Below are 25,241 nucleotides of genomic sequence, written 5' to 3'. Positions count from 1 at the left end.
CGATTGCGGTGATCCCGGTGGGGTGATCCCGCCCGGATGCTCCGGACCATGACACCGAGGCTCTTCGGCTTGGCCGAGAAGAACATCGACGGAACACCCGACCCGGACAACGTCCAGATCTGGGGGATGGAGCTGGACGGCAGAGCGGTCCTCTACTGGCTGGAGAACGGCATCAGCCAGTTCGCGGTCTTCGACAACGCCGAGAGCGCCGACGAGCGCTTCGGCCGGATCTTCGACCTCGCCCTCTACTTCCCCTAGACGCGATCGAGGGCGTCCCCCTGCGCCGGGGACGCCCTCGATCCGGGGAAGGAGATCAGCTGCCCATCTCCTCCAGGGAGCGGCCGTTGGTCTCCTTGAGGTACTTGACCACGAACACCACCGACAGCGCCGCGAACGCCGCGTAGATGAAGTACGTGACCGGCAGGTTCCAGTCCCGCATGCTCGGGAAGCTCACCGTCACCAGCCAGTTCGCGATCCAGTTCGTCGCCGTGCCCAGAGCCAGAGCGGCGGCGCGGATGCGCGCCGGGAACATCTCGCCCAGCAGCACCCACATCACGACGCCCCAGGACGCGGCGAAGAACAGCACGAACGCGCTCGCCGAGATCAGCGCGACGACGCCCCACTGGGGCGGCAGCACCGCGTCCTCACCGACGACCTTCGCGAAGCTGAACGCCCAGCCGGTCACCGCCAGCGACACGGTCATGCCGACCGAGCCGATCACCAGCAGCGGCTTGCGGCCGATCTTGTCGACCAGCGCGATGGCCACGAGGGTGCCGATGATGTTCACGATCGAGGTGAACAGGCTCAGCAGCAGCGAGCTCTCCTCGTCGATGCCGACGGAGTGCCACAGCGACGACGAGTAGTAGAAGATCACGTTGATGCCGACGAACTGCTGCAGCGCGGCGATGGCCATGCCGACCCACACGATCGGCAGCAGGCCGACCTTGCCGCGCAGGTCGCTGAGCCGCGGCTTGCGCTCGCCGCCCAGGGCTTCCTGGATCTCGGCGATCTTGGCGTCGGCGTCACCCGACTCGATCCTGGCCAGCACGTCCCGCGCCTGGTCGATCTTGCCTGCCGACACCAGGTAGCGCGGCGATTCGGGAATCAGCGAGGACACCACGAGGTAGACCACGGCCGGAATCGCGGCGACGCCGAGCATCCACTGCCAGGCCTGGATCGGCCCGAGCATCCCGGACGCGCTGCCGCCCGCGAACGCCGCGAGGGCGTAGTTGACCAGCTGCGAGAGGGCGATGCCCAGCACGATCGCCAGCTGCTGCAACGAGGCGAGCCTGCCCCGGTACTCCGCTGGTGCCACCTCGGCGATGTAGGCCGGGGCGATCACCGAGGCGATGCCGATGGCGATACCGCCGACGACGCGCCAGATCGCCAGGTCCCAGATCGCGAAGGGAACGGCCGAGCCGATGGCGCTGATGATGAACAGCACCGCGGCCAGCTGCATGACCCGGATCCGGCCGATCCGGTCGGCCAGGCCACCGGCGATACCGGCACCGACGGCCGAACCCAGCAGCGCCGAGGACACGGTCAGACCGGTCAGCGCCGAACCGACGCCGAAGTGCTCCTGGATCGCGTCGACACCACCGTTGATCACCGAGGTGTCGTAGCCGAACAAGAAGCCGCCGAGAGCCGCAGCCCCGGCGATCATCACCACGTGCCCGAGGTGCTTGGCGCCTCCGCTCTGGGCACGCGACTGCAATGCGGACATCGAATCTCCCGCTTGCCCACACGCCGATCCGCCCCGTTGCGGGATCGTTCCAGAGCGCCGGGCGCAGGGGATCGTAAGTTCTGAACCCCGTACTTGCCTTGTTCGATTCAGGGTGATTTGTTTCACCCCGGCTCAAAGCCCCTGGCAACGACCCTTACCTGGCAAAACGTCACATTCCCTGGGAACGCACCCAGTCACCACCCAACCCCGCACCGCACCCGCTCCCAGTTTTAGTCATAACTGAGCAGACATTTCGGACATGATCATGGCTCGGTTTGGACTAAAACTGGGACCGGGCGACCGAACCACCCGATCGGGCCACGGCTCAGCGGCGGGTGTCGGTGACCTGGAAGTTGAGGTGGGCGCGGGAAGGCGTCGGGCCGCGCTGACCCTGGTAGCGGGAGCCCGCCTGCTTCGAGCCGTACGGGAAGTCCGCCGGGCTCGACAGGCGCAGCAGGCACAGCTGCCCGATCTTCATGCCCGGCCAGAGCGTGATCGGCAGGTTCGCCACGTTGGACAGCTCCAGCGTGATGTGACCGCTGAACCCGGGGTCGATGAACCCTGCGGTGGAGTGCGTCAGCAGGCCCAGCCGGCCCAGCGACGACTTGCCCTCCAGCCGGCTCGCCAGATCGTCGGGCAGCTTCACCGACTCGTAGGTCGACCCCAGCACGAACTCGCCCGGGTGCAGCACGAACGGCTCGTCCTCGGCGGCCTCGACGAGCGAGGTCAGCTCGTCCTGCTGCTTCGACGGGTCGATGTGGGTGTACCGGGTGTTGTCGAAGACCCGGAAGTAGCGGTCCAGCCGCACGTCGATGCTCGACGGCTGGATCATCGACGAGTCGAACGGATCCAGTTCGAGACGTCCCTCGTCCAGCTCTTTACGCAGGTCCCGATCACTAAGCAGCACAGCACAAGGGTATCGGGAGCCTGAGTCGATCTTGTTCACCCACCGTGCTAATCTACGCAACGTCGAACGGCAACCGGCATCGAACGATGACCGTTGCGGCGATGCGGATGTAGTTCAATGGTAGAACATCAGCTTCCCAAGCTGAGAACGCGGGTTCGATTCCCGTCATCCGCTCAGAACGGCAAAGACCCAGGTCAGAAGCATTGCGCTTCACCTGGGTTTTTCCTTTTCCGCACGCCGCCGGGTCACGACGACGCTCGCGCAGAGGAGAGCGCTGCCGAGCAGTTGCAGCGCCCCGGGACGTTCGCCGAGCACGACACCGCCGAGGATCAGAGCACCGACCGGCGTCAGGAGCAGCAGCACAGCACCCACGTGGCTGGGGATCTGCGCCAGGCACAGCGCGACCAGCAGCCATCCCAGGACCTGCCCGCACACCGCCGCCAGCAGCAACCTTGGCCACGAACAGCGCGCCCAACCCCGTGCCCGCCCAGGACTGCGCTGCACTCGGCCAGACATCACGACTCGGCACGGCGCTCCTAGCGATGCGGAAGCTTCACCCCGGATCGGGAAACGGTAGAACCGGCCGTTCTGCCCCGCCAGCGAATTTCACGGCGCCGCCGAGCTTTCACCCGGAGCCGAGTCCCATCAGCGGGAGGCAGGGGGTGAGTCCTTCGATCTCGACCTGGACGGTGCGGTGGCGCTCCCACCGCGCGCGATCCAGGCGCAGCCGCCGTTCGATGGTCAGCCGGCCCCGGATGGCCCGGCGCTGGTAGCCGTCGGGCTGGTAGCCGAGCTTGGTGGACACGGCGTGGGACGCGACGTTGTCGTCGAAGGCGCTGGAGACCGCCTCCTCCGCGCCGAGGTGGGCGAAGGCGAGGTCCAGCACCGCGGCCCGCATCTCCGTGCCGAACCCCAGTCCCTGGTGCCCCCGCCCGAGCCACGAGCCCGTGCGCACTTCGCCGGTGGTGGCGAGGTCACGCGCCCCGATGCTCTGCTCCCCGACGACGGCTCCGCCTTGGAACACCGCCAACTTCAGCGCCCAGTCCTGCGGGGTCCAGCCGCCCAGGTTCTGCCAGTGGTTCTGGAGGACGCTCAGCGCCACCGCGTCCGGAGCCTGGTCCGTCCACGCCCTGCTGAACGGCATCACGTCCGGCTCGTGAACACCGCCGGCGGCCAGCTCGGCCATCTCGGCGAGTTCCTCCGGCGAGGGCAACCGCAGCTCCAGCCGAGAAGTCCTCAGCCGCAGCCCGAACAGGGGGAAGTGATCGACCAGCACGCCCCCATCCTGACAGCAGATCGCTCAGCTCATCCGCGGAAGACGAAGGTTCGCTGGGCCAGGAAGTTGAACGCCGTCCCCACGGCTTGAGAAATGGCCCATGCCAACGTGATCCGCCATACCGACTCCGGGAGCAGGTGCAGTGACAGCGCGTTGACGACGCCGACCAGCGCGAACGTCACCGCCAGCACGATCGCCAGGGTGATCACCTCGCGCGAGTTGCGGCGCGAGGTGAATGTCCAGCGGCGGTTCACCAGGTAGACGGCGGTGCTGCCGATGATGAAGCTCAGCACGCGCGCCAGCTCCGGCACGACGCCGAGCACCAGGATCAGCTGAAGGCTGCTGTAGTCGACGACCGCCCCGCCGACGCCGACGATCCCGAACCGCAATGCCTGCGAGAAGAACCCCGCGTGGTTCGTCTCCCGAGGCGCGTCCGCTGCGTTGGAAACCACTCATCCCCCAGGTCAGAGCATCGAACGAGGGTGACCGTAGCAGCCTGCGTCGGCGCCTTCTCGCCCCTCCGAGCGCTGCCTAGACTTGCCGCATGGCGGAATCGCACGGGTACGACGTTTCGATCGAGTGGACCGGCAACCTCGGGACCGGGACCGACACCTACCGGAGCTTCAGCCGGGCGCACGAGGTCCTGGCCGGCGGGAAGCCACCGATCGCCGCCTCCGCCGACCCCGCGTTCCGGGGAGACCCGGCCCGCTGGAACCCGGAGGAGCTGCTGGTCGCGACGGTCGCGCAGTGCCACATGCTCTGGTTCCTGCACCTGTCCGCGAACGCCGGGGTCATCGTCGTCGACTACTCCGACGACGCCCACGGCGTCATGACCATGGACGAGCGCGGAGGCGGGGGCCAGCTCACCGAGGTCACGCTCCGCCCCCAGGTGACCGTCACCGACAACTCGATGATCGAGACCGCCAACGCGCTGCACGGAAAGATCCACGAGGTCTGCTTCATCGCCCGATCGGTGAACTTCCCCATCCACCACGAGCCTCACGCCCAGGTGCTCTGACCACCTTCACCCGGCTCCGGGCAACAACCCGGGAACTGCGAGCACGGCGCTTCCAGCAGCCGGCGAACGAGCGGTGGCGCGTACCGTGCCGAGCCACCGCTCGTCGCGTCAGATCACGGCCGGAGGTTGTGACTGCACTCCCGCGCAACCCACGCGAACGCCGTCGGGTGATCCGCGCTGTCGTACACGTGCACCCACCGAGAACCGACAACGCCATCGCCGCAGTCGTACGTGCCGCCGACAACGACCTCGTTCGTCGCGTAGATCGTGATCTCGGGGTTGGAAGCGAGCTTGCAATCGAGGTTCACGGCGCCGAGCGCGGCGCTCCCCGTCGTCGGCTCGGCACGAATGGTGGCGGTCCCGTATTGACCGTTCGCGCAGATGGGGTTGTTCCGCTTCGGCTGGACGCCTTCGGCCGTCCCAACCGCTTGCGCCGAGCCGGAAAGCGCGAGAAGGGCGCCGGCGGCGAGAAGGGCAGCCAGACTGGAACGCATCGTCACTCCACAAAGGATGTCGTCGGGCAACACGTGACTCAACTCGTGTTGGTGTTCAAGCCTCAGAGGATCACACAACGTATCGATCTTGGCGGAAACCTTGGATTCGGCGTCACTCGGAAAGAGCAGCGCTCGTGCCTACTGATCGACACCGACCGGGATCACGAGTCCTTCATCTGCCGCGAGCACGTCTCCGCCGAACTGCGATCGCGCTGCGGCCACTGCTGTTCCGCGGTCGTTGCCCGGCCAGAAGTGGGTGAGCATCAGCCTCTTCGCGCGCGAGAGCCGGGCCCACCTCCCGGCTTCCGCCGCCGTCAGCAGATTGCGTTGCGGAAGATCTGTCTCACCTGGACGTTCGGTGGCCTCGACGATGAACAGGTCGGCGTCACGACCCAGTTCGGCGAGGCTCGGGTCCGGCCCGGTGTCACCGGTGTAAGCCACCGCGAAGTCGCCGTCCTGCAACCGGATTCCCGCGTTGAGCACGAAGTGCGGCAGGTCGAGACCGGTCAGCTCGAACGGCCCGACCCGGTAGGCCCCCGGCAGAGGGTGCGCGTCGAAGACCGCCCGCAGGTCGACGTCGGGTTCCAGCCCAGCGAGCCGGTCGAGCACTCCGGGCGGGCAGTACAACGGCAGCTTCGCCCCGCCGCCGTAGAACCTCGCCCGGAACAGCCCGTGCAGGTCGATGCAGTGATCCGGGTGCTCGTGGGTGATCACCACGGCGTCGACGCGACCGTCCGGCCAGTGGTCGAGGAGCCTCGGCAGCGTCGCGTAGCCCAGGTCGAGGACCAGCCGGAAGCCGTTCCAGTCCACCGCGAACCCGCTGCATGACCGGCCCGGCTCCGGGAAGGCCGCGCAGCTGCCGAGCACCGTGACGGTCCGCATGTCCTCCAGCATGCCCGGAAATCGGTGGACGTGGCTGAGAGGATGTTGCGGTTCTGATGTTCGCGGAGTGTGGGGGAACGATGGATCCGAAGGACGCCGACGCCAGCAGGTTCGCCGGGGAAGCGCTGTCCCGCGGTGAGCCCACGGGCTGGTTCGAGCCGCTCTACGCGGCCGCTTCCGGCGGAAATGCCGTGGTGCCCTGGGATCTGGAGGCGCCGCACGGGCTGCTGCCCGCATGGGGGCGAGGCGTGGACGGCTCCGGGCGCTCAGCGCTGGTGGTCGGGTGCGGGTACGGGCGGGACGCGGAATTCCTCGCGTCCCTGGGATTCCGGACCACGGCGTTCGACCTCTCCGAGACAGCGATCCGCGACGCTCGCGCGCGGCACGCCGGTTCGACGGTCGACTACGTGACGGCTGATCTGCTCGATCCGCCCGCGGAGTGGATCGGCGGTTTCGACCTGGTGCTGGAGTCGATCACCGTGCAGTCGATGCCGCTGTCGTTGCGCGCGGAGGCGACCGAGCAGGTCTCGGCGATGGTCGCGCCGGGCGGGGAGTTGCTGGTGATCTCGGGAATCCGCGCCGACGGCGACGAAGTGGACGGCCCGCCGTGGCCGCTGACCCGCGGCGAGATCGACGCCTTCGCCACCGGCGGCCTGCAGCCGAAGCGGATCGAGCAGGAACCGCTCCCGGCGAACCCGGACGTGCGCTCCTGGCTGGCGATCTTCACCCGTTAGAGCAATGCTCGGCGGGCTCTCACGCGAGCCCGCCGAGCAGGGACTTCAGAGCTCGAAGACGACGCCGGTCTTGACCTGCATCGTGCAGCTGTTGGAGAACGTCTGGCTGTAGCTGACCTCCTTGCCGCGCCACTTGCCCTCGATCTTCGCCGTGACCGGCTGGTACTGCATGGTGCAGACCTTCGAGACGTTCGCCTGCATGGCGGTGAAGTCGCCGTTGACCTTCTCCAGCTCGTCGCAGGCCTTCGCGGCGTGCTGGTGCGTGCCCCCGGCCGGGTGACACTTGAGCTCGCCGAACTTGGTGGCGGTGATGTCCTGGCTCTGGACGGTCAGGCGCATCGTGCTCTCGGCGGGCGCCGCGTTGGCGACCCCGGGGACGATGGCGGTTCCGGCGATGATGGCCGATGCGAGAAGCACTCGGCGAGTCAGTTTCGCAAACACCGTTCCTCAACTCTCCTGTTGGGATGTCGGTTCAGCTGGGATGGAGCACGAGAAACCCTCTGCGCGCCAACGGCTTCCCGCGAGTTCTGGACCCGATCGGCGTACCCGCCACACCGGTGCGACACACGCTACTGCACTACCCGGGGTGAGCCCTGTGTCACCCAAACCGGCGATGCCCCAAGGAACTTCACGCACGAGTAGTAATCACGTCTACTGAGGATCCGTCACTTCTGCAGCCGATCACCGTTGCCGCGGTTCCATGATTCCCATTGAAATCCGCGTGCTCGGCACCGGCAACTCCGACGACCGCGGTCGGTCACCGCCCGAACGGCTGCCGCTGTCGGACGTCGGTGCCACGCTGACGACATGGACGCGAAGGAATTCAACTGGCCCCAGGCTCTGCGCGAGCAGTGGGAGTGGCACTGGACCAACCTGATCCGGCCGCGCATCGAAGGCCTCACCGATGCGGAGTACTTCTGGTCGCCCGTCCCGGACAGCTGGAGCGTCCGGCCACGCGGCACCTCGAACGCGCCGATCCAGGCAGGCGCCGGCGACCTCACCATCGACTACGGCTTCCCGGCACCGGACCCGGCACCGTTCACCACCATCGCCTGGCGACTCGGACACGTCATCGTCGGCGTGCTCGCCATGCGCAACGCCGCGCACTTCGGCGCCCCGGAAACCGACTACGACTCCTGGGAGTACGCAGGCGACGCCGCCACCGCGCTCGACCAGCTCGAATCCCAGCTCGACGTCTGGCTCACCGGGGTCAGCGGCCTCAGCGAAGCCCAGCTCCGCGAACCGGTCGGCGACAAGGAGCCCTACCCCGAACGTCCCTTGGCCGAACTCGTCCTGCACATCCACCGCGAGCTGATCCACCACATGTCGGAGGTCTGCCTCATGCGCGACCTCTACGCGCACAGCTGACGGCTTCCCGCGACGCGGATCGGCTGCTTGAATCAGCTCGTGACCGACTACACCGTGAGCAGTCAGCGCGAGATCGCGACCGACGCCGAGCGGATCTTCGACCTGATCGCCGATCCGTCGCAGCAGCCGCGCTGGGACGGCAACGACAACCTCTCCCAGGCACCGGCGGGCCAACGCGTCCACGCCACCGGCGAGGTGTTCACGATGACGCTCACCAACGGAGGCGTCCGGGAGAACCACGTCGTGGAGTTCGACGAAGGACGCCTGATCGCCTGGCTCCCGTCCGACCCGGGCCGGCAGCCGGCCGGCCACCTCTGGCGCTGGGAGCTGGAACCGGTCGGCGAGGGGCGGACGAAGGTCACCCACACCTACGACTGGTCCCGGCTGAAGGACGAGAAGCGCCTGGTCCGCGCCCGCGCCACCACGTCCGAGAACCTCCGGTCCTCACTGGACGGCCTCGCCGAACTCGCCGAATCCTGATCTCGGGCACCATCGGTGAGCTGCGTGAACAAGAGCGGTCAGAGTTCGAGGAACATCAGGATCTCGTCGCGGTCGTCATCGGGGGAAAGCCGGAGAGCGCCCGGCCACCGGCCGATCTCCTTCCACCCGAGGCGTTCGTAGAAGGTCTCCAGGCCCATCCCGGCGCGGGCCGTCAGGCGCAGCTGCTCCAGGCCCATCTCGTCCCGGGCCACGCGACGAGCTTCGCCCATCAGCGCACGACCGATGCCTTCGCCTCGCCGTTCGGGACGGCTCTGCACTCGGTACAACATCCCCCAGTGGGAGATGAGCGCGAAACGGTCTCGGCGGATGACGAGCCAGCCCACCAGCTCCTCGCCGTCCAGCGCCATCACCAGCCTGCCCGTCTCCGGGTCCAGCCCGGCGACCACCGCGTCCAGCGCAGGAGCCACCTCATCCGCTCTCACCGGAGGGAAGGGAAAGCCCACCGCACCACCGGCGTTGGAGACGTCGACCCAGCACCCGATCAACGCGTCCCGCAGCGCGGGACCGACGTCGTCCGGCGCCATCGCCTGCGAGAACCGCAACGAATCCGAACCCATGCGCACACCTCCGCTGACAGCGGTGGCTACTCCTGGGCCATGTCGACGAAGCGGCTGTAATGGAGCTGGTGGGCGACGGTGATGGTCGCGGTGGGACCGGCACGGTGCTTGGCGACCATCAGGTCCGCCTCGCCCATGCGCGGGTCGTCGCGCTCGAACGCGTCGGGGCGGTGAATCAGGATGACCATGTCCGCATCTTGCTCTAGCGAACCCGATTCGCGCAGGTCAGAGAGCTGCGGCTTCTTGTCCGTCCGCTGCTCGGGACCGCGGTTGAGCTGGGAGATCGCGACCAGCGGCACTTCGAGCTCCTTGGCCAGCAGCTTGAGGTTTCGGGAGAACTCCGAGACCTCCTGCTGACGGGACTCGACGCGCTTGCCCGAGGTCATCAGCTGCATGTAGTCCACGACGATGAGCTGGATGTCGTGACGCTGCTTGAGACGCCGGGCCTTCGCGCGGATCTCCATCATCGTCAGGTTCGGCGAGTCGTCGACGTAGATCGGCGCTTCGCTGATCTCGCTCATCCGCCGGGCCAGCCGCGTCCAGTCGTCGTCGGTCATGCGACCACCGCGCATGTCGCCCAGGCGGATGCGCGCCTCGGCGGAGAGCATGCGCATCACGATCTCCGTGCGCCCCATCTCCAGCGAGAAGATGACGCTGGCCATGCCGTGCTTCACCGACGCCGACCTGGCGAAGTCCAGTCCGAGTGTGGAGTTGTGCGTCGGGATCATCGACCTCGTCGCGAGGTAGAGGTGATCGACGGCGTCCACCTCGACGCAACGGACCGGCACGCTCTCCACCGGTCGCAGACCGGTGACCTTCGCGACGCCGCCGACGAGCGCGACCGGAACGGATTCGGCCAGATCACCGGTCGTACGGACCTCCCCGTCCTGGAGCTTCCACTGGTGTTGGGCGTCGGCGACGACGGTGGTTCCGTCGGAGAACTCGACCTCGTAGCACCGGCGGTCGTGCATGACTTCAGTAGCCGCGACGACCTTGGTGGGCTTGCCGTCGGAACCGATGAGGCGATCACCGACCTCGACCTGGCCCATCGTGGTCCAGCCGTCGGGCGTCGGCAGCGGAGTGTCCAAGGCCAACGCCTTGCCCACACCTGGCCTCGCCGCGACGATGATCATCTGGCCTGCGTGGAGACCGTTGGTCAAGGCGTCGAGGTCGGCGAAGCCGGTGGGGATGCCCTGGGACTCGCCGCCCCGGGACGCGATCGCGTCGATCTCGTCCATCGTGGGCTGGAGGAGCTCCTCCAGGGCGTGGTAGTCCTCGCTGGCCTTGCGCTCGGTGACGTCGTAGATCGACGCCTGGGCGCGGTCCACGACCTCTTCGATCGCCGCGCCCTCCGAGCCGTGGTAGCCCAGCTGCACGATGCGGGTGCCCGCCTCCACGAGGCGGCGCAGGATCGCCTTCTCCGAGACGATCTCCGCGTAGTAGCCGGCGTTCGCGGCCGTGGGGACCGTGGAGATCAGCGTGTGCAGGTACGGAGCACCGCCGACCTTGACCAGCTCCTGGCGGCGCTCCAGCTCGGCCGAGACCGTGATCGCGTCCGCCGGTTCACCCCGGCCGTAGAGGTCCAGGACGCAGTCGTAGATCGCCTGGTGCGCGGGCCGGTAGAAGTCGGTCGGGCTCAGCGCCTCGACCACGTCGGCGATCGCGTCCTTGCTCAGCATCATGCCGCCGAGCACGGACTGCTCGGCAGCGAGATCCTGCGGGGGCTGGCGCTCGAACGTGCTCGCAGCACCAGGGGCTCCACCGCTGTCGGTGAAGTACGGGTCGTCCTCCCGGTCGTCGGGAACCGTCACCGGACCCCGTCACCTCCTCCGCCAGCAGCCTTCTCGCCCGTGCAACCCACGGGGCCGAACCTCGTAGTCCTCCCGCGTCCACGCCACGTGCGTACTGAGACTCACCGTAGGCATGGGCGTCCGCGCGCGAAGTTAGATCGCCCGCATAGAGCAGGCAACTCAAGTTGTGGATAAACCTCGGGACAACCTGTGGATAGCTTGATCCGAGGTGGGGATAACTCCGGACAGCGTTTCGGGCCACTGGGGACAACTTGGGGACAAGTAGCCTTGATCGACTAAAAACCCCAGTTCAGAGCCTGCGGATGAGCTGTGGAAGAAATCCGTGGAAAACTCCCGGCGTGTCGCCCTCATCGGCGTGTCGCAATCAACAGCGGTGCGTGATCACTGAGAGATCATCGTGACCGCCAGTGCGCGGCCGGGACACGGCATCGCCCACCCCGTCACACGAATGCCGGAGCGGGCGATGCCGTTGTAAGGATTCCGGTACTACCGGGTCACTTGTCGCCGGTGACCTGGACGTTGACGTTGGCCGTCACGTCGGGGTGCAGCTGCACGTCGACGATGTGCTTGCCCAGCGACTTGATGTGGCCGCGCAGCGAGACCGAACGCTTGTCGATGTTCGGGCCGCCGGCCTTGCGGACAGCCGCGACGACGTCGCCGGTGGTGATCGAGCCGAACAGCTTGCCCTGCGGGGAGACCTTGGCGGTCAGCGTGACCGCGTCCAGGTTCTGCAGCTGCTGCTTGAGCTCGTGGGCGTGCTCCAGGTTCCGCACGCGGCGGTTCTCCTGGACGCGGCGGATGGTCTCCACCTGCTTCTGAGCACCCTTGGTGGCCACGATGGCCACGTTGCGGGGCAGCAGGTAGTTCCGCGCGTAACCGTCCTTGACCTCGACGATGTCGCCGGACTCGCCGAGGCCGGACACGTCAGCAGTGAGGATGATCTTCACGACGTGATTCCTTTCTCTGATCAGCGAGCGGTCGAGGTGTAGGGCAGCAGAGCCATCTCACGCGCGTTCTTCACCGCGATGGCAACGTCGCGCTGGTGCTGGCTGCAGTTGCCGGTGACTCGGCGGGCACGGATCTTGCCGCGGTCGGAGATGTACTTCCGCAGCAGCGTCGTGTCCTTGTAGTCGATCAGCGTGGCCTTGTCCTTGCAGAACACGCAGACCTTCTTCTTCGGCTTGCGCACAGGCGCCTTGGCCATGGGTCTTCCTCCTGAACGAAAAACTTCCTAAGCGTTAGCTGCGACGAAGCGTCAGAACGGCGGTTCGTCGCTGAAGCCGCCACCGGATCCCGCCGGCGGGGCTGAACCCCACGGGTCGTCGGCAGGCGGACCGGCCGGGGCGCTGCTGCCGCCACCGAAACCGCCGCCACCGCCACCGCGGCTGACCTTGTTGACCTTGGCAGTGGCGTATTTCAGCGCCGGGCCGATGTCATCGACCTCGAGCTCGACGACCGTGCGCTTCTCGCCTTCCTTGGTCTCGAAGGACCGCTGGCGCAACCGACCCTGTGCGATCACCCGCATGCCCCGGGTCAGCGTCTCGGCCACGTTCTCCGCGGCCTGCCGCCAGATGTTGCAGCGCAGGAACAGCGCCTCGCCGTCCTTCCACTCACCGCTCTGGCGGTCGAAGGTCCGCGGCGTGGACGCGATCGTGAAGTTCGCGACCGCAGCACCGGACGGGGTGAAGCGCAGCTCCGGATCGGCGGTCAGGTTGCCGACCACCGTGATTACCGTTTCACCAGCCATGACCTGGGGACTCCAGTCTGGTCGTTAGCGGGTACGGACCTGGATCAGGCAGACGCCTTGGCGGCACGGGCCTTGGCGGCACGCGCGACCTTGCGGGGCTCAACGATCTTCCGCTGGACCTTGGTCCGCAGGATCGACTCGTTGAGGTTCAGCTGACGGTCCATCTCCTTGACGGTGGCCGGCTCAGCGTTGATGTCCAGGACGACGTAGATGCCCTCGGAGTTCTTGTTGATCTCGAAGGACAGCCGACGACGGCCCCAGACGTCGACCTTCTCGACGGTGCCACCGTCGTTGCGGACGACGTTGAGGAAGTTCTCCAAGGACGGAGCGACGGTGCGCTCGTCCTGGCTCGGGTCCAGGATGACCATGAGCTCATAGTGACGCATGAAGACCATTCACCTCCTGTGGACTCACGGCCACGGACTTTCCGTGGCAGGAGGGTCGTTCGCGTCAACGAACCCAGCAAGGCTAGCAAGCGGGTCCGACACCCCGACGATTGCCCCACTCAGCGGTACAAGAGGTCACAAGACTGTCCGTCAGGCAACCGGCGAAGCCGGTTCAGCGGCCCCAGCAACCATCCCACGTCAGGCAAGCACCGGAGGTGCTTTCTCAGTACCCCGAAGCGAGCAACCGGCACCGCTGCGGGTTCCGCTGTGTTGGGTGGGGAAGTTCTCATGAAAACTTCCCCACCCGACACACGGACCAAAGAGCAGTAAACCCAGGTCAGTGGCGACGCAGAACCCAGGTGCGGACCAGGGCGGCTGTGACCACCGCCAGCGAAACAGCGGCGATGAGGACCGGCAGAGCCACTCGCTCGGAGACCTCGGTGGGCAGCGCTTCCGCCTGGCCGGCGGCGCGGATCTCGTCCTGCTCGTCCTGCACGCGCTGGCGTTCCTGGGCCTGACGAGCCAGGTCACCGACGTTGGGCGCCATGCCGGGCACCTGGCCGTAGCGGGCCTGGGCCCACGGCAGCGAGGCACCGCGCAGGCTCGGCGGCAGCATGCTGACGGCGGCGGGGGCGCCGCTGGCGGTGGGCATGGTGGGCACCGGGCTGGTCGCGGGCGCGGACGGCGGCGGCTCGACCGGCGCGGGGGCCGGCTGCGGCTGCGGGGTCTCCGAGGGCTGCTCCGGCGGCGGCTGCTCCTGGGACGGCGGCGGAGCGGGCTCCTCCTCGTCCGGCTCGGGGGCGTTGACCGTGAGCGAGTTGCCGAGGCTGACCAGGTTGGTGAAGTGGAAGCGGACCGATTCCACCTTGTCCTCGGGCAGGCCGAGGGAGCTCAGGCGCGACGTGGCGGCCTTGGCGATCTCGCGGCCGGAGAAGGAGTTGGCTCCGGGCTCGGCGGTGCCCAGCCCGACGGGGCCGCTGGCGGCGAACTGCTCGGCGGCGTCGGAAGCGGGCCCGAACGCGAGCGGCATCGCCAGCAGGACGGCCTGGTTGACCTTGAAGTCGAGCGTGCTGGGCAGCACGGAGATCGGCTGGCCGACCTCGCCGGAGACGATGGCGATGGGGTGGTCGACGACCAGCGGCTCGGCCGCGACGGCCGTTCCCATTCCCAGGCAGCTTCCCGCGAGGATCGCCAGACCCGCGGCACCCGCCGAAACGGTGCGACGGAGCCCGCTCGGTTTGATCAGTGGGTTGGGGTTTCCCCTGGCACCCATGGTTCGCCCTCCCGCGATCGGCTCCGAATCGAGAGACACTGTCTCAAAGCTCCTAACGCGTGAATACCGCCTTTGGTTGCGGCCATCCGGCAAATCCGTTGATGTTCCACAGTGTGGAACATCCAAGTCCGGGCCCGGATCCCGGGCCCGGACGACTCGGACGAATAGACTGCGTGCCATGCGTATCGGCGCCCACGTCCGCGATGACGACCCGCTGACCGCTGCCGCTGAGCGCGGCGCGGAGGTGGTGCAGTTCTTCCTGTCCGACCCGCAGGGGTGGAAGGCGCCGAAGCCGCATCCGCAGGCTGAGCAGCTGCGGGACAGCGACGTCTCGGTCTTCATCCACGCGCCGTACGTGATCAACGTGGCGTCGTTGAACAACCGGATCCGCATCCCGTCGCGGAAGTCCGTCGCGCAGCAGGCGAAGGCCGCGGCGGCGGTCGGCGCGCAGGGGCTGATCGTGCACGGCGGCCACGTCACCAAGGACGACGATCCGGCCGAGGGCATCGCGAACTGGCGCAAGCTGTTCGAGCGGCAGGCCGCCGAGGGCGGTTTCGAGGTGCCGATCCTGATCGAGAACACCGCTGGCGGCGCGAACGCGATGGCCCGGCGGTTCGACGTCCTCGACCGGTTGTGGGAGGCGGTGGGGGAGTTCGGCGCGGGGTTCTGCCTGGACACCTGCCACGCGCACGCCGCGGGCGAGGACCTGCTGGACGTGGTCGACCGGGTGAAGGCGATCACCGGCAGGATCGACCTGGTGCACCTCAACGACTCGCGCGACGCGTTCGGTTCGTCGAGGGACCGGCACGCGAACATCGGTTCGGGCAACATCGATCCTGAGCTCCTGGTGGGCGTGGTGGCGAAGGCGGGTGCGCCGGTGGTGGTCGAGACCCCGGGCGAGGGGCAGGCCGCCGACATCGAATTCCTCCGCTCGAAGGCGAGCTGAACGGCGGTTTCCCGGCAGGACCGGGTGAGAGGAGCCCGGTATCAAGGTCGCGCGGGGCTTGACTGTGTCGGCGTTGGCGGTGCTGTGCCTGCTGACGGCGGCGACTCTGGCGTTGGGGTACGCGAACAAGGCGCGGTGCACCGGGCCGGAGTTCAACGAGTGGGGCCGGTCCGGCCCGGACTACCAGTCGCGGTCGTACGGCGACGTCTGCTATTCCGACGTGCAGAACCTGTGGCTCGGCCGGGACATCGATCGTCACGTCTTCCCCTACGTGCACGGGGGCATCGACTCCGACGGCTCGTTGTGGGGCGGTGTCGTGGAGTACCCGGTGCTGACCGGCGTGCTGATCTGGGCGGGCGCGCTGCTGGTGAGCACCGACGCCGGGTTCTTGCTCTCGTCGGCGCTGCTGATGGCGCCGTTCGGGTTGGCGGTGGCCTGGTGGCTGGGGCGGTTGAGCCGCTGGCGGGCGTTGCTGTGGGCGATCGGCCCGCCGGTGGTCCTCTACGCGTTCCACAACTGGGACCTGCCGGTGGTGGCGAGCGCGGTGGCGGCGGTGTTCGTGATGCATCGCTGGCGGGAGTCGCTGACGCGTCGGTCGACGGTGGCCGCGGTGCTGCTGGGGCTCGGTTTCGCGTTGAAGCTGTATCCGGCGATCTTCGTGCTGCCGCTGATGTTGTACGTCTTCACCGAGGGCGGCAAGGACTGGCGGGGCGCCTTGCGGGTGGCCGGTGCGGCCGCGGGAACGGGCCTGCTGGTGAACGTGCCGTTCGCGCTGGCGGGTTTCCAGGGCTGGGCGGCGTCGTTCGAGTTCCAGTCGCGGCGTCAGGTCGACATCAGCACGAATTCGGTGTGGTACTGGGGTTTCCGGCACTGGACGGGTGACGACGGCTTCCAGGACGCGATGGACGTCGTGTCGCCGGGGCTGATGCTGGTGTCGTTCGCGCTGGCGTGCTGGATCGGCTGGTTGCGCTACGAGCGGACCGGGACCTACCCGTGGGTGCAGGTTTCGGCGGCGATGCTGTGCGGGTTCCTGCTGCTGCACAAGGTTCACTCGCCGCAGTACACGTTGTGGTTGTTGCCGTTCTTCGTGCTGGTGCAGGTGCGCTGGGGCTGGATCGCGGCGTACTTGCTGGCGGACTTCGCGATGTGCACCGGGGTCTTCCGCTGGCTGTACCTGAACAACGAGGGCATACCCAGCGGTATCCACGACGGCTTCACGGCGCAGGCGCTGATGATCGGCGTCTGGGGCCGGGCAGCCCTGCTGGTAGGCCTGTTCGTGGCCTTCCTCTCAGCCCGCACGACCATCCAGCCCAAGCAGACGACCACCAACACCCCCAACCTCCCGCAACCAGACAGGCTCCCAATTTCTTAAGTATTTGCATGTCACTCGGGTGAGGCTCAAATACTTAAGAATTTGGGGTCACCGGCACCGCTGCGAAGGTGAGGCCCGGGAACGAGAGAGGGCCCCGCGGCTGCGCGCCGCGGGGCCCTCTCCTTTGAGGGGTCCGGATCAGAAGACGTTCTCGTCGAGCTCCATGAGGGAGTTGTCGGCGTTCTCGATGATCTTGCGACGGCCGGTGAGCTCCGGCAGGACGTTCTTGGCGAAGAAGCGGGTGACCGCGACCTTGCCCTGGTAGAACGCCTCGTCCTTGCCGGCGCCGGCGTCGAGGGCCGCGAGCGCGATCTCGGCCTGCTGCAGCAGCTTCCAGCCGATGAGCAGGTCGCCGACCGACATCAGGAACGACACGGCGTGCTGGCCGACCTTGTAGATGTTCTTGATGTCCTCCTGGGCGGAGGTCAGGAACTCGAACAGGGTGCCCAACTGGCCCTGGACGTCACCGAGGGCGCGGGTGAGCAGCTCGCGCTCTTCCTTGAGGCGCTCGTCGGCGTCGGTGGCCTCGAGCGTCTTCTGGATCTCGGCCGCGACGTGGCCGATGGCCGCGCCCTGGTTGCGGACGATCTTGCGGAAGAAGAAGTCCTGCGCCTGGATCGCGGTGGTGCCCTCGTAGAGGCTGTCGATCTTGGCGTCGCGGATGTACTGCTCGATCGGGTAATCCTGCAGGTAGCCGGAGCCACCGAGGGTCTGCAGCGAGTGCGTGAGCATCTCGTAGGCCCGCTCGGACCCGACGCCCTTGACGATGGGCAGCAGCAGGTCGTTGACGGCCTCGGCGAGGGTGACGTCGGTGCCGTCCTGCTTGCCCTGGGCGATCTGGTCCTGGTAGTCGGCCGTGTAGAGGTACACGGCGCGCAGGCCCTCGGCGTAGGCCTTCTGCAGCATCAGCGCGCGGCGCACGTCGGGGTGGTTGGTGACGGTGACGCGCGGGGCGGTCTTGTCGGTGCTGCGGGTCAGGTCCGCGCCCTGCACGCGCTCCTTGGCGTAGTCGAGGGCGTTGAGGTAACCGGTCGAGAGGGTGGCGATGGCCTTGGTGCCGACCATCATCCGCGCGTACTCGATGACCTGGAACATCTGCGCGATGCCGTCGTGGACCTCGCCGAGCAGCCAGCCCTTGGCGGGGGTCCCGTGCTGGCCGAAGGTGACCTCGCAGGTGGCGGAGGCGTTGAGGCCCATCTTGTGCTCGACGTTGGTGACGTAGACGCCGTTGCGCTCGCCGGGCTCACCGGTCTCGCCGTCGAAGTGGTACTTCGGCAGCAGGAAGAGGCTCAGGCCCTTGGTGCCGGGCTTGGACTCGATGCCGGGTCCCTCGGGACGGGCGAGCACCAGGTGCATGATGTTCTCGGTCATGTCCTGGTCGGCGGAGGTGATGAAGCGCTTCACGCCGTCCAGGTGCCAGGTGCCGTCCTCCTGCTGCACGGCCTTGGTGCGGCCGGCGCCGACGTCGGAGCCCGCGTCGGGCTCGGTGAGGACCATGGTGGCGCCCCAGCCGCGGTCGATCATGAGCTCGGCCCACTTCTGCTGCTCAGGGGTGCCGTTCTTCCAGAGGATCGTCGCGAAGTTCGGGCCCGCCATGTACATGTACACGGCCGGGTTGGCGCCGAGGATCAGCTCACCGGCGGCCCAGTTGACGGTCGGCGGGATGCCGTAGCCACCGAGCTCGTCCGGCAGACCGAGGCGGTACCACTCACCGTCCATGACCTGCTGGTACGACTTCTTGAAGGCCTCGGGCAAGGTTACCGAGTGGGTCGCCGGGTCGAAGTGCGCGGGGTTGCGGTCACCTTCGACGAAGGACTCGCCGAGCGGGCCGGTGGCCAGGTCGTTGAGTTCGGAAAGCACGCCGCGGACGGTGTCCTGGTCGGACTGCTCGAAAGCGCCCTTGCCCAGTCGTTCTTGCACCTTGAGGACCTCAAAGAGGTTGAACTCGAGGTCTCGGACGTTGCTCTTGTAGTGGCCCATCGAAGGCTCCCTCTTGCGCGCTGCTGCGGGTGGGCCCGGCTGCGAGCCCTTACTCGTCGGTAACAAGAGGGTATTACCTGGCGGTAACTTCTGTCGAGGCGACCCGTACCACCCTCCCCTCGCACCCCCTCCGACCTGCGTTCCCGTCCGCAAAAATCCCCCTGTCGGAAAATCGGGAGCGCTGCGTCACCCCACCGACCTACAGTGGCGCGAACCGGACATCACGCTGGGGGTTGAGATGACGGCAGTCCGTGCGGAGTCACTGGTCAAGAGCTTCGGCCGCACCCGCGCCCTCAACGGCATCGACCTGGAGGTCCCCAGCGGTGAGGTCCTCGGCCTGCTCGGCCCCAATGGCGCGGGCAAGACGACCACCGTCCGCATCCTGACCACGCTGCTGCGACCCGATTCCGGCCGCGCGTTCGTCGCCGGGCACGACGTGCTCGCCGAGCCGCACGCCGTCCGCCGCTCGATCGGGCTCTCCGGGCAGTACGCGGCCGTCGACGAGAACCTCACCGGCTACGAGAACCTCCACATGGTCGGCCGCCTCTACGGCATGTCCCGCTCGAACGCCTCCGCCCGGGCCCGGCAGCTCATCGACCGGTTCAACCTCGCCGACGCGGCCGACAGGCCCTCGAAGGGCTACTCCGGCGGCATGCGCCGTCGGCTCGACCTGGCGGGCGCACTGGTCGCCTCGCCCGCCGTGGTCGTCCTCGACGAGCCGACCACCGGGCTCGACCCGCGCGGCCGGCTCGACACCTGGGAGGTCATCGGCGAGCTCGTCGCCGACGGCACCACCGTGCTGCTGACCACCCAGTACCTGGAGGAGGCCGACCAGCTCGCCGACTCCATCGCCGTCATCGACCAGGGCCAGGTCATCGCCAGCGGCACCGCCGACCAGCTCAAGTCCCGCGTCGGCGGCGAACGCCTGCAACTGGTCGTGCAGGACGCGGCCGACCTGCCCGCGGTGGCCCGGGTGCTGAGCGAGGTCGGCGTGGCCGAACCGCAGGTCGAGGAGTCCCTGCGGCGGGTCACGGTGGCCGTCGAGGCCGGGTCGAAGGCGCTGATCGAAGCGCTGCGGCGGCTCGACCTCGACAACGTCGCGGTCAACGACGTCGGCCTGCACCGGCCGACGCTGGACGACGTGTTCCTCGGCCTGACCGGCCGGCACGCCGAGGAGGAGCAGGGATGAACGCGCTGGCGGTGAGCATCCGCGACAGCAACGTCGTGGCCTGGCGGAACCTGATGAACATCAAGCGCAACCCCGATCTGCTGCTGGCGGGCACCGCGCAGCCGATCATGTTCGTGCTGATGTTCGCCTACGTCTTCGGCGGCAGCCTCGGCGGCGAGGCCTACCGGGAGTTCCTGATCGCCGGGATCTTCGTCCAGACCGTGGCGTTCAACAGCGCCTTCACCGTGATCGGCCTGGCCAACGACCTGCAGAAGGGGATGATGGACCGCTTCCGCTCGCTGCCGATGTCGCGGGTGGCGGTGCTGCTCGGACGCACCACATCGGACTTGCTGGTCAGCGTGCTGACCGTGGTCATCATGTCGCTGTGCGGGCTGATCGTCGGCTGGCGGATCCGGGGCAGCGCGCTCGACGCGATGCTGGCCTTCGGCCTCCTGCTGCTGTTCTCGTTCGCGATGTCGTGGGTCGGGGCCTACATCGGACTGGTGGCGCGCAGCGTCGAGGTCGCGCAGAGCGCCGGTCTGCTGTGGATGTTCCCGGTGACGTTCGTGTCCTCGGCGTTCGTGCCCGCCGAGTCGATGCCCGGTCCACTGCGGACGTTCGCCGAGTGGAACCCGATCACCGTGTACTCGGACGCGTTGCGGCAGCTCTACGGCAACCCTGTCCGGGTGACGGGCCCTCCCCCGGACAGCTGGCCCGCTCAGCACGCGGTGCTGTACTCGATCCTCTCGGCGCTGGTGATCCTGGCGGTGTTCATCCCGCTCGCGGTGGCGCGGTACCGCCGCGTGGCGAGTCGGTGACCGGTCCGTCAAGCTGTCCACTGGGGACGGCCGGAAGGGCGGAGAATTACCGCTTTTTCCCTGATGGAACACACCACGGTGGTAACTCCGTGGTGTGAAAACCGCTCGGACTCGCCGTTGGTTGAGCGAACCCGGGCCGATCGACCCGCACTATCTGGCCCGTCTCCGAGAAACGCACCACGGACCGCGAGGTGGGTAATGCGCCGAACCAACGTCAAATACGCAGCAGCAGTGATCGCTTGCACGTCGGCATTGCTCGCCGGGTGCGGTGGCGGTCCAGAAGGCGGGATGCCCGCTCCGCCGGCACCTCCGGGTGGCGAGCAGCAGCCCGGTGGTGGCGAGCAGCCCCCGCCCGGTGGTGGCGAGCAGCCCCCGCCCGGTGGTGGCGAGCAGCCCCCGCCCGGTGGTGGCGAGCAGCCCCCCGGCGGGATGGGCGAAGGCGAGCAGGGCGGCGACCAGGCCAAGGCGCAGCTGCAGGGGCAGCTCGACCAGCTCAACCAGGGCTCGCCGATCACGTTCGACCCGGACAGCAGCGAGCTCAACGAGCAGGGCAAGCAGGCGGTGACCAAGGTCGCCGAGATGCTCAAGACCGCTCCGCAGGAGCTGAAGTTCCAGGTCTCGGGCTTCACCGCCTCCGGCACGACCTCCGACAAGGACAGCAAGGAGCTCTCGCAGGCGCGCGCCCAGGCGGTCGCCGACCAGCTCGCGCAGGCCGGGATTCCCGCCGAGCGCCTACAGGTCAACGGCGAGGGCGACGCCGGCGGCGACCCGGCCGCCTCCCGGAAGGTCGAGGTCAAGGTTCAGTAGCACCTCCAGGAGCGGGGCGGCCGGAGCACGATCGGCCGCCCCGCTCCTCGTGCGCGGTCTCTGCGACGTCGGTCGCGATCGCACCTGGTCAGGACTGCCGCTCCGGCGCTCCTGGCGAGGGCACTCACGGAACTGGGCGGTGACGACCGGCTGCTCGGCCTGCTCAACGTGGTCGGATCGGTGCCGGCCGGACTGGGGTGGGGAGTGCTCGGGGTCGTGCCGGCAGCGGCGATCTGGCACTGACCTCACCCGATCAAGCGATCACGACACGAGTGCACGACCCCGCCCTCGCTCCGCGGACGCGCTTCGGGTTGTCTCTAACCTTGAGCAACGAGATCCGCACACGTGAGCGAATGGGGTCGCCATGCGCACCGTCTTCATCCACGGCGAGCAGGAACGCTTCGACGAGGCCTCCGCCGAACTGATCAACCGCTTCACCCGCCGCCACCCCGAGCTCGGCTCGGCGGAGCTGCTCGAGCTGCTGCTCGACGACAAGGTCCTCGCTGACGGGATGCTCGCGCACTGGTGCGAGGACGACCTGCAGCGAGTGCTGACCGAGGTGGTGCCACGGCGCGCGGTTCTGACCGACGACTGGTCGGCGGCACCGGAACTGCTGCACCGCTGGCTCGACTTCCTCGCCGATGAGCGCCTGCTGACCTCGAACGATGCGGTGTCGGCGTTGCACGAGGCGGTCGACGTGGCCACTCCCGCCTACCTGCGGGCGATGGCCGATCCGAGCGAGTGGGGTTCGGAGAAGTTCTGGACGATCACCATGCGAGAGCTGGGGGTCGACGACTCCGACGACGCCGCGGTGGAGGCGTTCCACGACGCCGTCGACGCCGGTGAGCTCGACGTCGACCAGGACACCGCCGACGAGATCGCCTCGCGCGAGGCCGCCGAGCCGACCCCGGAGCCGAAGGTGTGGCTGAGCCCGGTGGAGCTGGCCGAGGACGAGCCGCACCGCGAGATCGCGGCGAGCGCTCCGATCATCGACCGCATCCGCTCGGTGGTGGAGCACGCGGGTGAGGGCGATGTCGAGAAGCTCGCCGCGACCCTGGGCAGCGACGCAGGCACGGCCGGGCTGCTGCTGGAGTGGGCGCAGCGCGCCGGTCTGCTGCGGACCCACGGCGACCAGCTGGCCCCGACGCTGATCGCGGCGCCGCTGTTGGCCCAGCCGGAGCTGGTGTGGACGAAGCTGTGGCAGAGCTTCGTGCTGCTCGACGACGCCTTCCGCGACGGGCTCGACGCGATCGCCGGTGACGAGGACGACGACGAGGACAAGCTGCCGGACCTGGTCCAGTCGGTGCTCAGCGTGCTCTACGGGGCCGGCGAGCCGATCCCGCTGGAGATCGTGGCGTTCACGGCCGCCGACGTGCTGGACGCCGACGACCAGAACCCGGTGACGGAGCTGGTGACGCGGATCGTCGAGCAGTGGGAGTCGATGAACGCGCTGCGCACCAGGCCCGCGACCGAGCAGGAGAGCGCCGAGCTCCCGTTCACGACCTACGTGGAGCTGCTGCCCGCGGGAGTGTGGGCGGCGCGGGAGTCGTTGCGGGCGTTCGGCTTCCACGTTCCCACGATGGAGTCGCTGCGCCTGGCCCCGGCGGAGCTGGCGGTGCTCCTGTTCGCCGCGTCCCCACCTCCGGCCCAGCAGGCGCTGGCGGCGAGCTGGATCGAGGACCGGGGTGCGCAGCAGGCGGCCGAGGAGCTGACCGCGCTGCTGGAGCTGGTGGACGACCCGGTGGTCCGGCTTCCCGCGCTGGCGCTGCTGGAGCAGACCGGCGAGGAGGGCGTCACGGCTGCGCGCGCGGTCGTCGACGACGCGGTGTGCGGTCCGGCGGTCCGGATGTGGCTGGAGTCGGCCACCGGCGAGCAGGTGTCGCGCGAGGGCGACCAGCTGCTGGTCGGCGTGGACGCGATGGCCGTGGTCCTGGAGACGGACGTGGGGCTGTTCATCGGCGACTTCGCGGCTCAGCCGGAGGACGAGCAGCTACGCATGGTCGGCGACCTGGCCTCCAGCGAGCACGCGTACGCCAACGCGCTGCTGTCGGCGATCGCGGAGAACCACGAGGTCGAGGAGGTCTCGGCGGCGGCGAGGAACGCGCTGGACGCCTGACGCGCGGTGACGCTGCTCATGTCCGTTTGTTCTGCTAAAGAGAATTGTTTAGCATTGCGAACGAATTGACTGGGAGCAGCCGCGACCGCAGCTGCCGACGCCGTTGATGAGGGGTGGCGTGGCGATGAGCGCCGGGCACGAAGTTCGGTTACTCGACGTCTTCAAGGGACAACCGAAGGCGGTGTGGATCACCGCGTTCGCGGCGGTCATCGCCTTCATGGGCATCGGCTTGGTCGACCCGATCCTGCTGTCCATCGCCCAGGCGATGAACGCCGGACCGGAGCAGGTCACCCTGCTGTTCTCGTCCTACCTGGGCGTTCAGGTCGTGGCCATGCTGGTCACCGGCGCCTTCAGCGCCCGCTACGGGCCCAAGCGCACGGTGATCACCGGCCTCGTGCTGATCGTGCTGGCAACCATCGCGTGCGCGCTGGCGAGCTCCATCGGCCAGCTCGTCGCGCTGCGCGCGGTGTGGGGCCTGGGCAACGCGTTCTTCATCGCCACCGCGCTGTCGGTGATCGTCGGCGCCGCCTCGGGCGGTCAGCAGGCCGCGGTCCTGCTGTACGAGGCGGCGCTCGGCATCGGCCTGTCGACCGGTCCGCTGCTCGGGGCGCTGCTCGGCGACATCTCCTGGCGCGGCCCGTTCGCGGGCACCGCCGCGCTGATGGCCGTCGCGCTGATCCTCTCCGCCGGCTTCCTGCCCTCCGACGGCGACCGCTCGACCCGCGCCAAGATCGGCATCCTCGATCCGATCAAGGCGCTCAAGCACGGCGGACTGCTGCGCACCTCACTGGGATCGGCGTTCTACACCGCCAGCTTCTTCATCGTGCTGGCCTGGTCTCCTTTCGTCCTGGAATTCGGCGCGATCGCCGTCGGACTGGTGTTCTTCGGCTGGGGCCTGTGCGTCGCGGTCGCGGGCGTGACGCTCGCGCCTAAGCTCGCGGCCCGCTTCGGCGAGGTCGGCGGCACGATCATCGCCGTGCTGCTCTACGCGGTGATCCTCGGCGTCATGGCGTTCGGCACGAAGCCCGTCGTGGTCGTCGGCGTGATCCTCAGCGGCCTGGCCTCCGGCCTGCTCAACACGCTGTTCACCGGTTCGGCGATGAGCGTCAGCAACGCGCCGCGGCCGGTCGCCAGCGCCGGGTACAACTTCTGCCGCTGGCTCGGCGGCGCCGCGGCCGCCACCCTGGTCGGCCACGTCGCCACCTGGTTCGGGTCCGACCACGCGCCGTTCGGCGTCGGCGCGGCCCTGTGCGTGATCGCCGCGCTGCTGCTGGTCACCGACCTGCGCACCAAGGCCGACCGGCACCAGGTCCCGGCCGAGGCCGCCGCGGTGGGCGAAGAGGTCTGATCAGGCGAC

Annotated in this window: 28 protein-coding genes and 1 tRNA gene; 13 read left to right on the top strand and 16 right to left on the bottom strand. The window is 68.2% G+C overall.

Annotated elements, in window-relative coordinates:
• The first annotated feature begins 48 nt into the window (after window positions 1–48).
• On the top strand, window positions 49–258 hold the full coding sequence (locus ACYVF3_RS06575) for a hypothetical protein (protein ID WP_461153291.1): 210 nt from the start codon (window positions 49–51) through the stop codon (window positions 256–258).
• A 55-nt stretch (window positions 259–313) separates the two neighbouring features.
• Here ACYVF3_RS06575 and ACYVF3_RS06570 read toward each other — a convergent pair whose 3' ends face one another.
• Together ACYVF3_RS06570 and dcd are read right to left on the bottom strand one after the other, a co-directional pair.
• Window positions 314–1,723: a sugar porter family MFS transporter gene (locus ACYVF3_RS06570; RefSeq protein ID WP_461153290.1), complete on the bottom strand. Its 1,410-nt coding sequence runs from the start codon at window positions 1,721–1,723 to the stop codon at window positions 314–316.
• 325 nt (window positions 1,724–2,048) lie between these two features.
• Entirely contained in the window at window positions 2,049–2,630 is a 582-nt protein-coding gene (dcd, locus tag ACYVF3_RS06565) for a dCTP deaminase (RefSeq protein WP_461153289.1), read from the bottom strand.
• A gap of 103 nt (window positions 2,631–2,733) precedes the next feature.
• Here dcd and ACYVF3_RS06560 point away from each other — a divergent pair.
• A tRNA-Gly gene (locus tag ACYVF3_RS06560) sits at window positions 2,734–2,804 on the top strand.
• Window positions 2,805–2,840: 36 nt separating this feature from the next.
• On the opposite strand, the gene ACYVF3_RS06555 is transcribed toward ACYVF3_RS06560, so the two are convergent.
• The 3 genes from ACYVF3_RS06555 to ACYVF3_RS06545 all read right to left on the bottom strand — a co-directional run bounded on the left by ACYVF3_RS06555 (window position 2,841) and on the right by ACYVF3_RS06545 (window position 4,358).
• Complete coding sequence (locus tag ACYVF3_RS06555) at window positions 2,841–3,080, bottom strand: EamA family transporter (RefSeq protein ID WP_461153288.1); 240 nt, start codon at window positions 3,078–3,080, stop codon at window positions 2,841–2,843.
• A 175-nt stretch (window positions 3,081–3,255) separates the two neighbouring features.
• The gene (locus ACYVF3_RS06550; protein ID WP_461153287.1) at window positions 3,256–3,906 is read right to left on the bottom strand and encodes a GNAT family N-acetyltransferase; all 651 of its coding nucleotides are present in this window, start codon (window positions 3,904–3,906) and stop codon (window positions 3,256–3,258) included.
• Between the two features lie 29 nt (window positions 3,907–3,935).
• Window positions 3,936–4,358 (bottom strand): GtrA family protein, encoded by a 423-nt coding sequence (locus ACYVF3_RS06545; protein ID WP_461153286.1) that lies wholly within the window; start codon window positions 4,356–4,358, stop codon window positions 3,936–3,938.
• A 92-nt stretch (window positions 4,359–4,450) separates the two neighbouring features.
• Between ACYVF3_RS06545 and ACYVF3_RS06540 the strand changes: the two genes are divergently transcribed.
• Window positions 4,451–4,924 (top strand): OsmC family protein, encoded by a 474-nt coding sequence (locus ACYVF3_RS06540; protein WP_461153285.1) that lies wholly within the window; start codon window positions 4,451–4,453, stop codon window positions 4,922–4,924.
• A gap of 113 nt (window positions 4,925–5,037) precedes the next feature.
• On the opposite strand, the gene ACYVF3_RS06535 is transcribed toward ACYVF3_RS06540, so the two are convergent.
• Both ACYVF3_RS06535 and ACYVF3_RS06530 read right to left on the bottom strand, forming a co-directional pair.
• Window positions 5,038–5,418: a hypothetical protein gene (locus ACYVF3_RS06535; RefSeq protein WP_461153284.1), complete on the bottom strand. Its 381-nt coding sequence runs from the start codon at window positions 5,416–5,418 to the stop codon at window positions 5,038–5,040.
• A gap of 138 nt (window positions 5,419–5,556) precedes the next feature.
• Window positions 5,557–6,300 (bottom strand): MBL fold metallo-hydrolase, encoded by a 744-nt coding sequence (locus ACYVF3_RS06530; RefSeq protein WP_461153283.1) that lies wholly within the window; start codon window positions 6,298–6,300, stop codon window positions 5,557–5,559.
• Window positions 6,301–6,380: 80 nt separating this feature from the next.
• Here ACYVF3_RS06530 and ACYVF3_RS06525 point away from each other — a divergent pair, with 80 nt between their 5' ends.
• Window positions 6,381–7,034: a class I SAM-dependent methyltransferase gene (locus ACYVF3_RS06525; protein ID WP_461153282.1), complete on the top strand. Its 654-nt coding sequence runs from the start codon at window positions 6,381–6,383 to the stop codon at window positions 7,032–7,034.
• Between the two features lie 45 nt (window positions 7,035–7,079).
• On the opposite strand, the gene ACYVF3_RS06520 is transcribed toward ACYVF3_RS06525, so the two are convergent.
• Window positions 7,080–7,451 carry an SSI family serine proteinase inhibitor gene (locus ACYVF3_RS06520; RefSeq protein WP_461153281.1) on the bottom strand — a complete coding sequence of 124 codons (372 nt, stop codon included), beginning with the start codon at window positions 7,449–7,451 and terminating at the stop codon, window positions 7,080–7,082.
• A 390-nt stretch (window positions 7,452–7,841) separates the two neighbouring features.
• Here ACYVF3_RS06520 and ACYVF3_RS06515 point away from each other — a divergent pair, with 390 nt between their 5' ends.
• Together ACYVF3_RS06515 and ACYVF3_RS06510 are read left to right on the top strand one after the other, a co-directional pair.
• A complete protein-coding gene (locus ACYVF3_RS06515) occupies window positions 7,842–8,402 on the top strand; it encodes a DinB family protein (RefSeq protein WP_461153280.1) in 561 nt (186 codons plus the stop codon).
• A gap of 39 nt (window positions 8,403–8,441) precedes the next feature.
• On the top strand, window positions 8,442–8,882 hold the full coding sequence (locus ACYVF3_RS06510) for an SRPBCC family protein (RefSeq protein WP_461153279.1): 441 nt from the start codon (window positions 8,442–8,444) through the stop codon (window positions 8,880–8,882).
• A gap of 38 nt (window positions 8,883–8,920) precedes the next feature.
• Here ACYVF3_RS06510 and ACYVF3_RS06505 read toward each other — a convergent pair whose 3' ends face one another.
• The 7 genes from ACYVF3_RS06505 to ACYVF3_RS06475 all read right to left on the bottom strand — a co-directional run bounded on the left by ACYVF3_RS06505 (window position 8,921) and on the right by ACYVF3_RS06475 (window position 14,677).
• Window positions 8,921–9,460 carry a GNAT family N-acetyltransferase gene (locus ACYVF3_RS06505; protein ID WP_461153278.1) on the bottom strand — a complete coding sequence of 180 codons (540 nt, stop codon included), beginning with the start codon at window positions 9,458–9,460 and terminating at the stop codon, window positions 8,921–8,923.
• Between the two features lie 26 nt (window positions 9,461–9,486).
• Window positions 9,487–11,271 carry a replicative DNA helicase gene (dnaB, locus tag ACYVF3_RS06500; RefSeq protein WP_461153277.1) on the bottom strand — a complete coding sequence of 595 codons (1,785 nt, stop codon included), beginning with the start codon at window positions 11,269–11,271 and terminating at the stop codon, window positions 9,487–9,489.
• A 494-nt stretch (window positions 11,272–11,765) separates the two neighbouring features.
• Window positions 11,766–12,218, bottom strand: coding sequence for a 50S ribosomal protein L9 (gene rplI / locus ACYVF3_RS06495; protein ID WP_461153276.1), 453 nt, complete (start codon window positions 12,216–12,218; stop codon window positions 11,766–11,768).
• A 20-nt stretch (window positions 12,219–12,238) separates the two neighbouring features.
• The gene (gene rpsR / locus ACYVF3_RS06490) at window positions 12,239–12,475 is read right to left on the bottom strand and encodes a 30S ribosomal protein S18 (RefSeq protein ID WP_093419808.1); all 237 of its coding nucleotides are present in this window, start codon (window positions 12,473–12,475) and stop codon (window positions 12,239–12,241) included.
• Between the two features lie 51 nt (window positions 12,476–12,526).
• The gene (locus tag ACYVF3_RS06485; protein WP_461153275.1) at window positions 12,527–13,018 is read right to left on the bottom strand and encodes a single-stranded DNA-binding protein; all 492 of its coding nucleotides are present in this window, start codon (window positions 13,016–13,018) and stop codon (window positions 12,527–12,529) included.
• 44 nt (window positions 13,019–13,062) lie between these two features.
• The gene (gene rpsF / locus ACYVF3_RS06480) at window positions 13,063–13,413 is read right to left on the bottom strand and encodes a 30S ribosomal protein S6 (RefSeq protein ID WP_461153274.1); all 351 of its coding nucleotides are present in this window, start codon (window positions 13,411–13,413) and stop codon (window positions 13,063–13,065) included.
• Between the two features lie 328 nt (window positions 13,414–13,741).
• The gene (locus ACYVF3_RS06475) at window positions 13,742–14,677 is read right to left on the bottom strand and encodes a hypothetical protein (protein WP_461153273.1); all 936 of its coding nucleotides are present in this window, start codon (window positions 14,675–14,677) and stop codon (window positions 13,742–13,744) included.
• Window positions 14,678–14,855: 178 nt separating this feature from the next.
• Between ACYVF3_RS06475 and ACYVF3_RS06470 the strand changes: the two genes are divergently transcribed.
• Together ACYVF3_RS06470 and ACYVF3_RS06465 are read left to right on the top strand one after the other, a co-directional pair.
• Window positions 14,856–15,623: a deoxyribonuclease IV gene (locus ACYVF3_RS06470; RefSeq protein WP_461153272.1), complete on the top strand. Its 768-nt coding sequence runs from the start codon at window positions 14,856–14,858 to the stop codon at window positions 15,621–15,623.
• A 64-nt stretch (window positions 15,624–15,687) separates the two neighbouring features.
• Window positions 15,688–16,995 (top strand): glycosyltransferase family 87 protein, encoded by a 1,308-nt coding sequence (locus ACYVF3_RS06465; RefSeq protein WP_461153815.1) that lies wholly within the window; start codon window positions 15,688–15,690, stop codon window positions 16,993–16,995.
• A 138-nt stretch (window positions 16,996–17,133) separates the two neighbouring features.
• Here the strand turns inward: ACYVF3_RS06465 and ACYVF3_RS06460 are convergent, their stop codons facing one another.
• The gene (locus tag ACYVF3_RS06460) at window positions 17,134–18,975 is read right to left on the bottom strand and encodes an acyl-CoA dehydrogenase (RefSeq protein WP_461153271.1); all 1,842 of its coding nucleotides are present in this window, start codon (window positions 18,973–18,975) and stop codon (window positions 17,134–17,136) included.
• A gap of 238 nt (window positions 18,976–19,213) precedes the next feature.
• Here ACYVF3_RS06460 and ACYVF3_RS06455 point away from each other — a divergent pair, with 238 nt between their 5' ends.
• From ACYVF3_RS06455 to ACYVF3_RS06435, 5 genes are all read left to right on the top strand, one after another.
• Window positions 19,214–20,164, top strand: a complete 951-nt coding sequence (locus ACYVF3_RS06455) for an ATP-binding cassette domain-containing protein (RefSeq protein WP_461153270.1) — start codon at window positions 19,214–19,216, stop codon at window positions 20,162–20,164.
• Window positions 20,161–20,961 (top strand): ABC transporter permease, encoded by an 801-nt coding sequence (locus tag ACYVF3_RS06450; RefSeq protein ID WP_145740836.1) that lies wholly within the window; start codon window positions 20,161–20,163, stop codon window positions 20,959–20,961. The genes ACYVF3_RS06455 and ACYVF3_RS06450 overlap by 4 nt, the downstream gene beginning before the upstream one ends.
• Window positions 20,962–21,249: 288 nt before the next feature.
• A complete protein-coding gene (locus tag ACYVF3_RS06445) occupies window positions 21,250–21,768 on the top strand; it encodes an OmpA family protein (protein WP_461153269.1) in 519 nt (172 codons plus the stop codon).
• Between the two features lie 364 nt (window positions 21,769–22,132).
• Complete coding sequence (locus ACYVF3_RS06440) at window positions 22,133–23,884, top strand: HEAT repeat domain-containing protein (protein WP_461153268.1); 1,752 nt, start codon at window positions 22,133–22,135, stop codon at window positions 23,882–23,884.
• 124 nt (window positions 23,885–24,008) lie between these two features.
• Window positions 24,009–25,232, top strand: a complete 1,224-nt coding sequence (locus ACYVF3_RS06435; protein WP_461153267.1) for an MFS transporter — start codon at window positions 24,009–24,011, stop codon at window positions 25,230–25,232.
• Window positions 25,233–25,241 lie beyond the last annotated feature (9 nt).

Source organism: Saccharopolyspora tripterygii (genome assembly GCF_054778355.1).
This window is presented reverse-complemented; position numbering and strand designations above follow the sequence as displayed.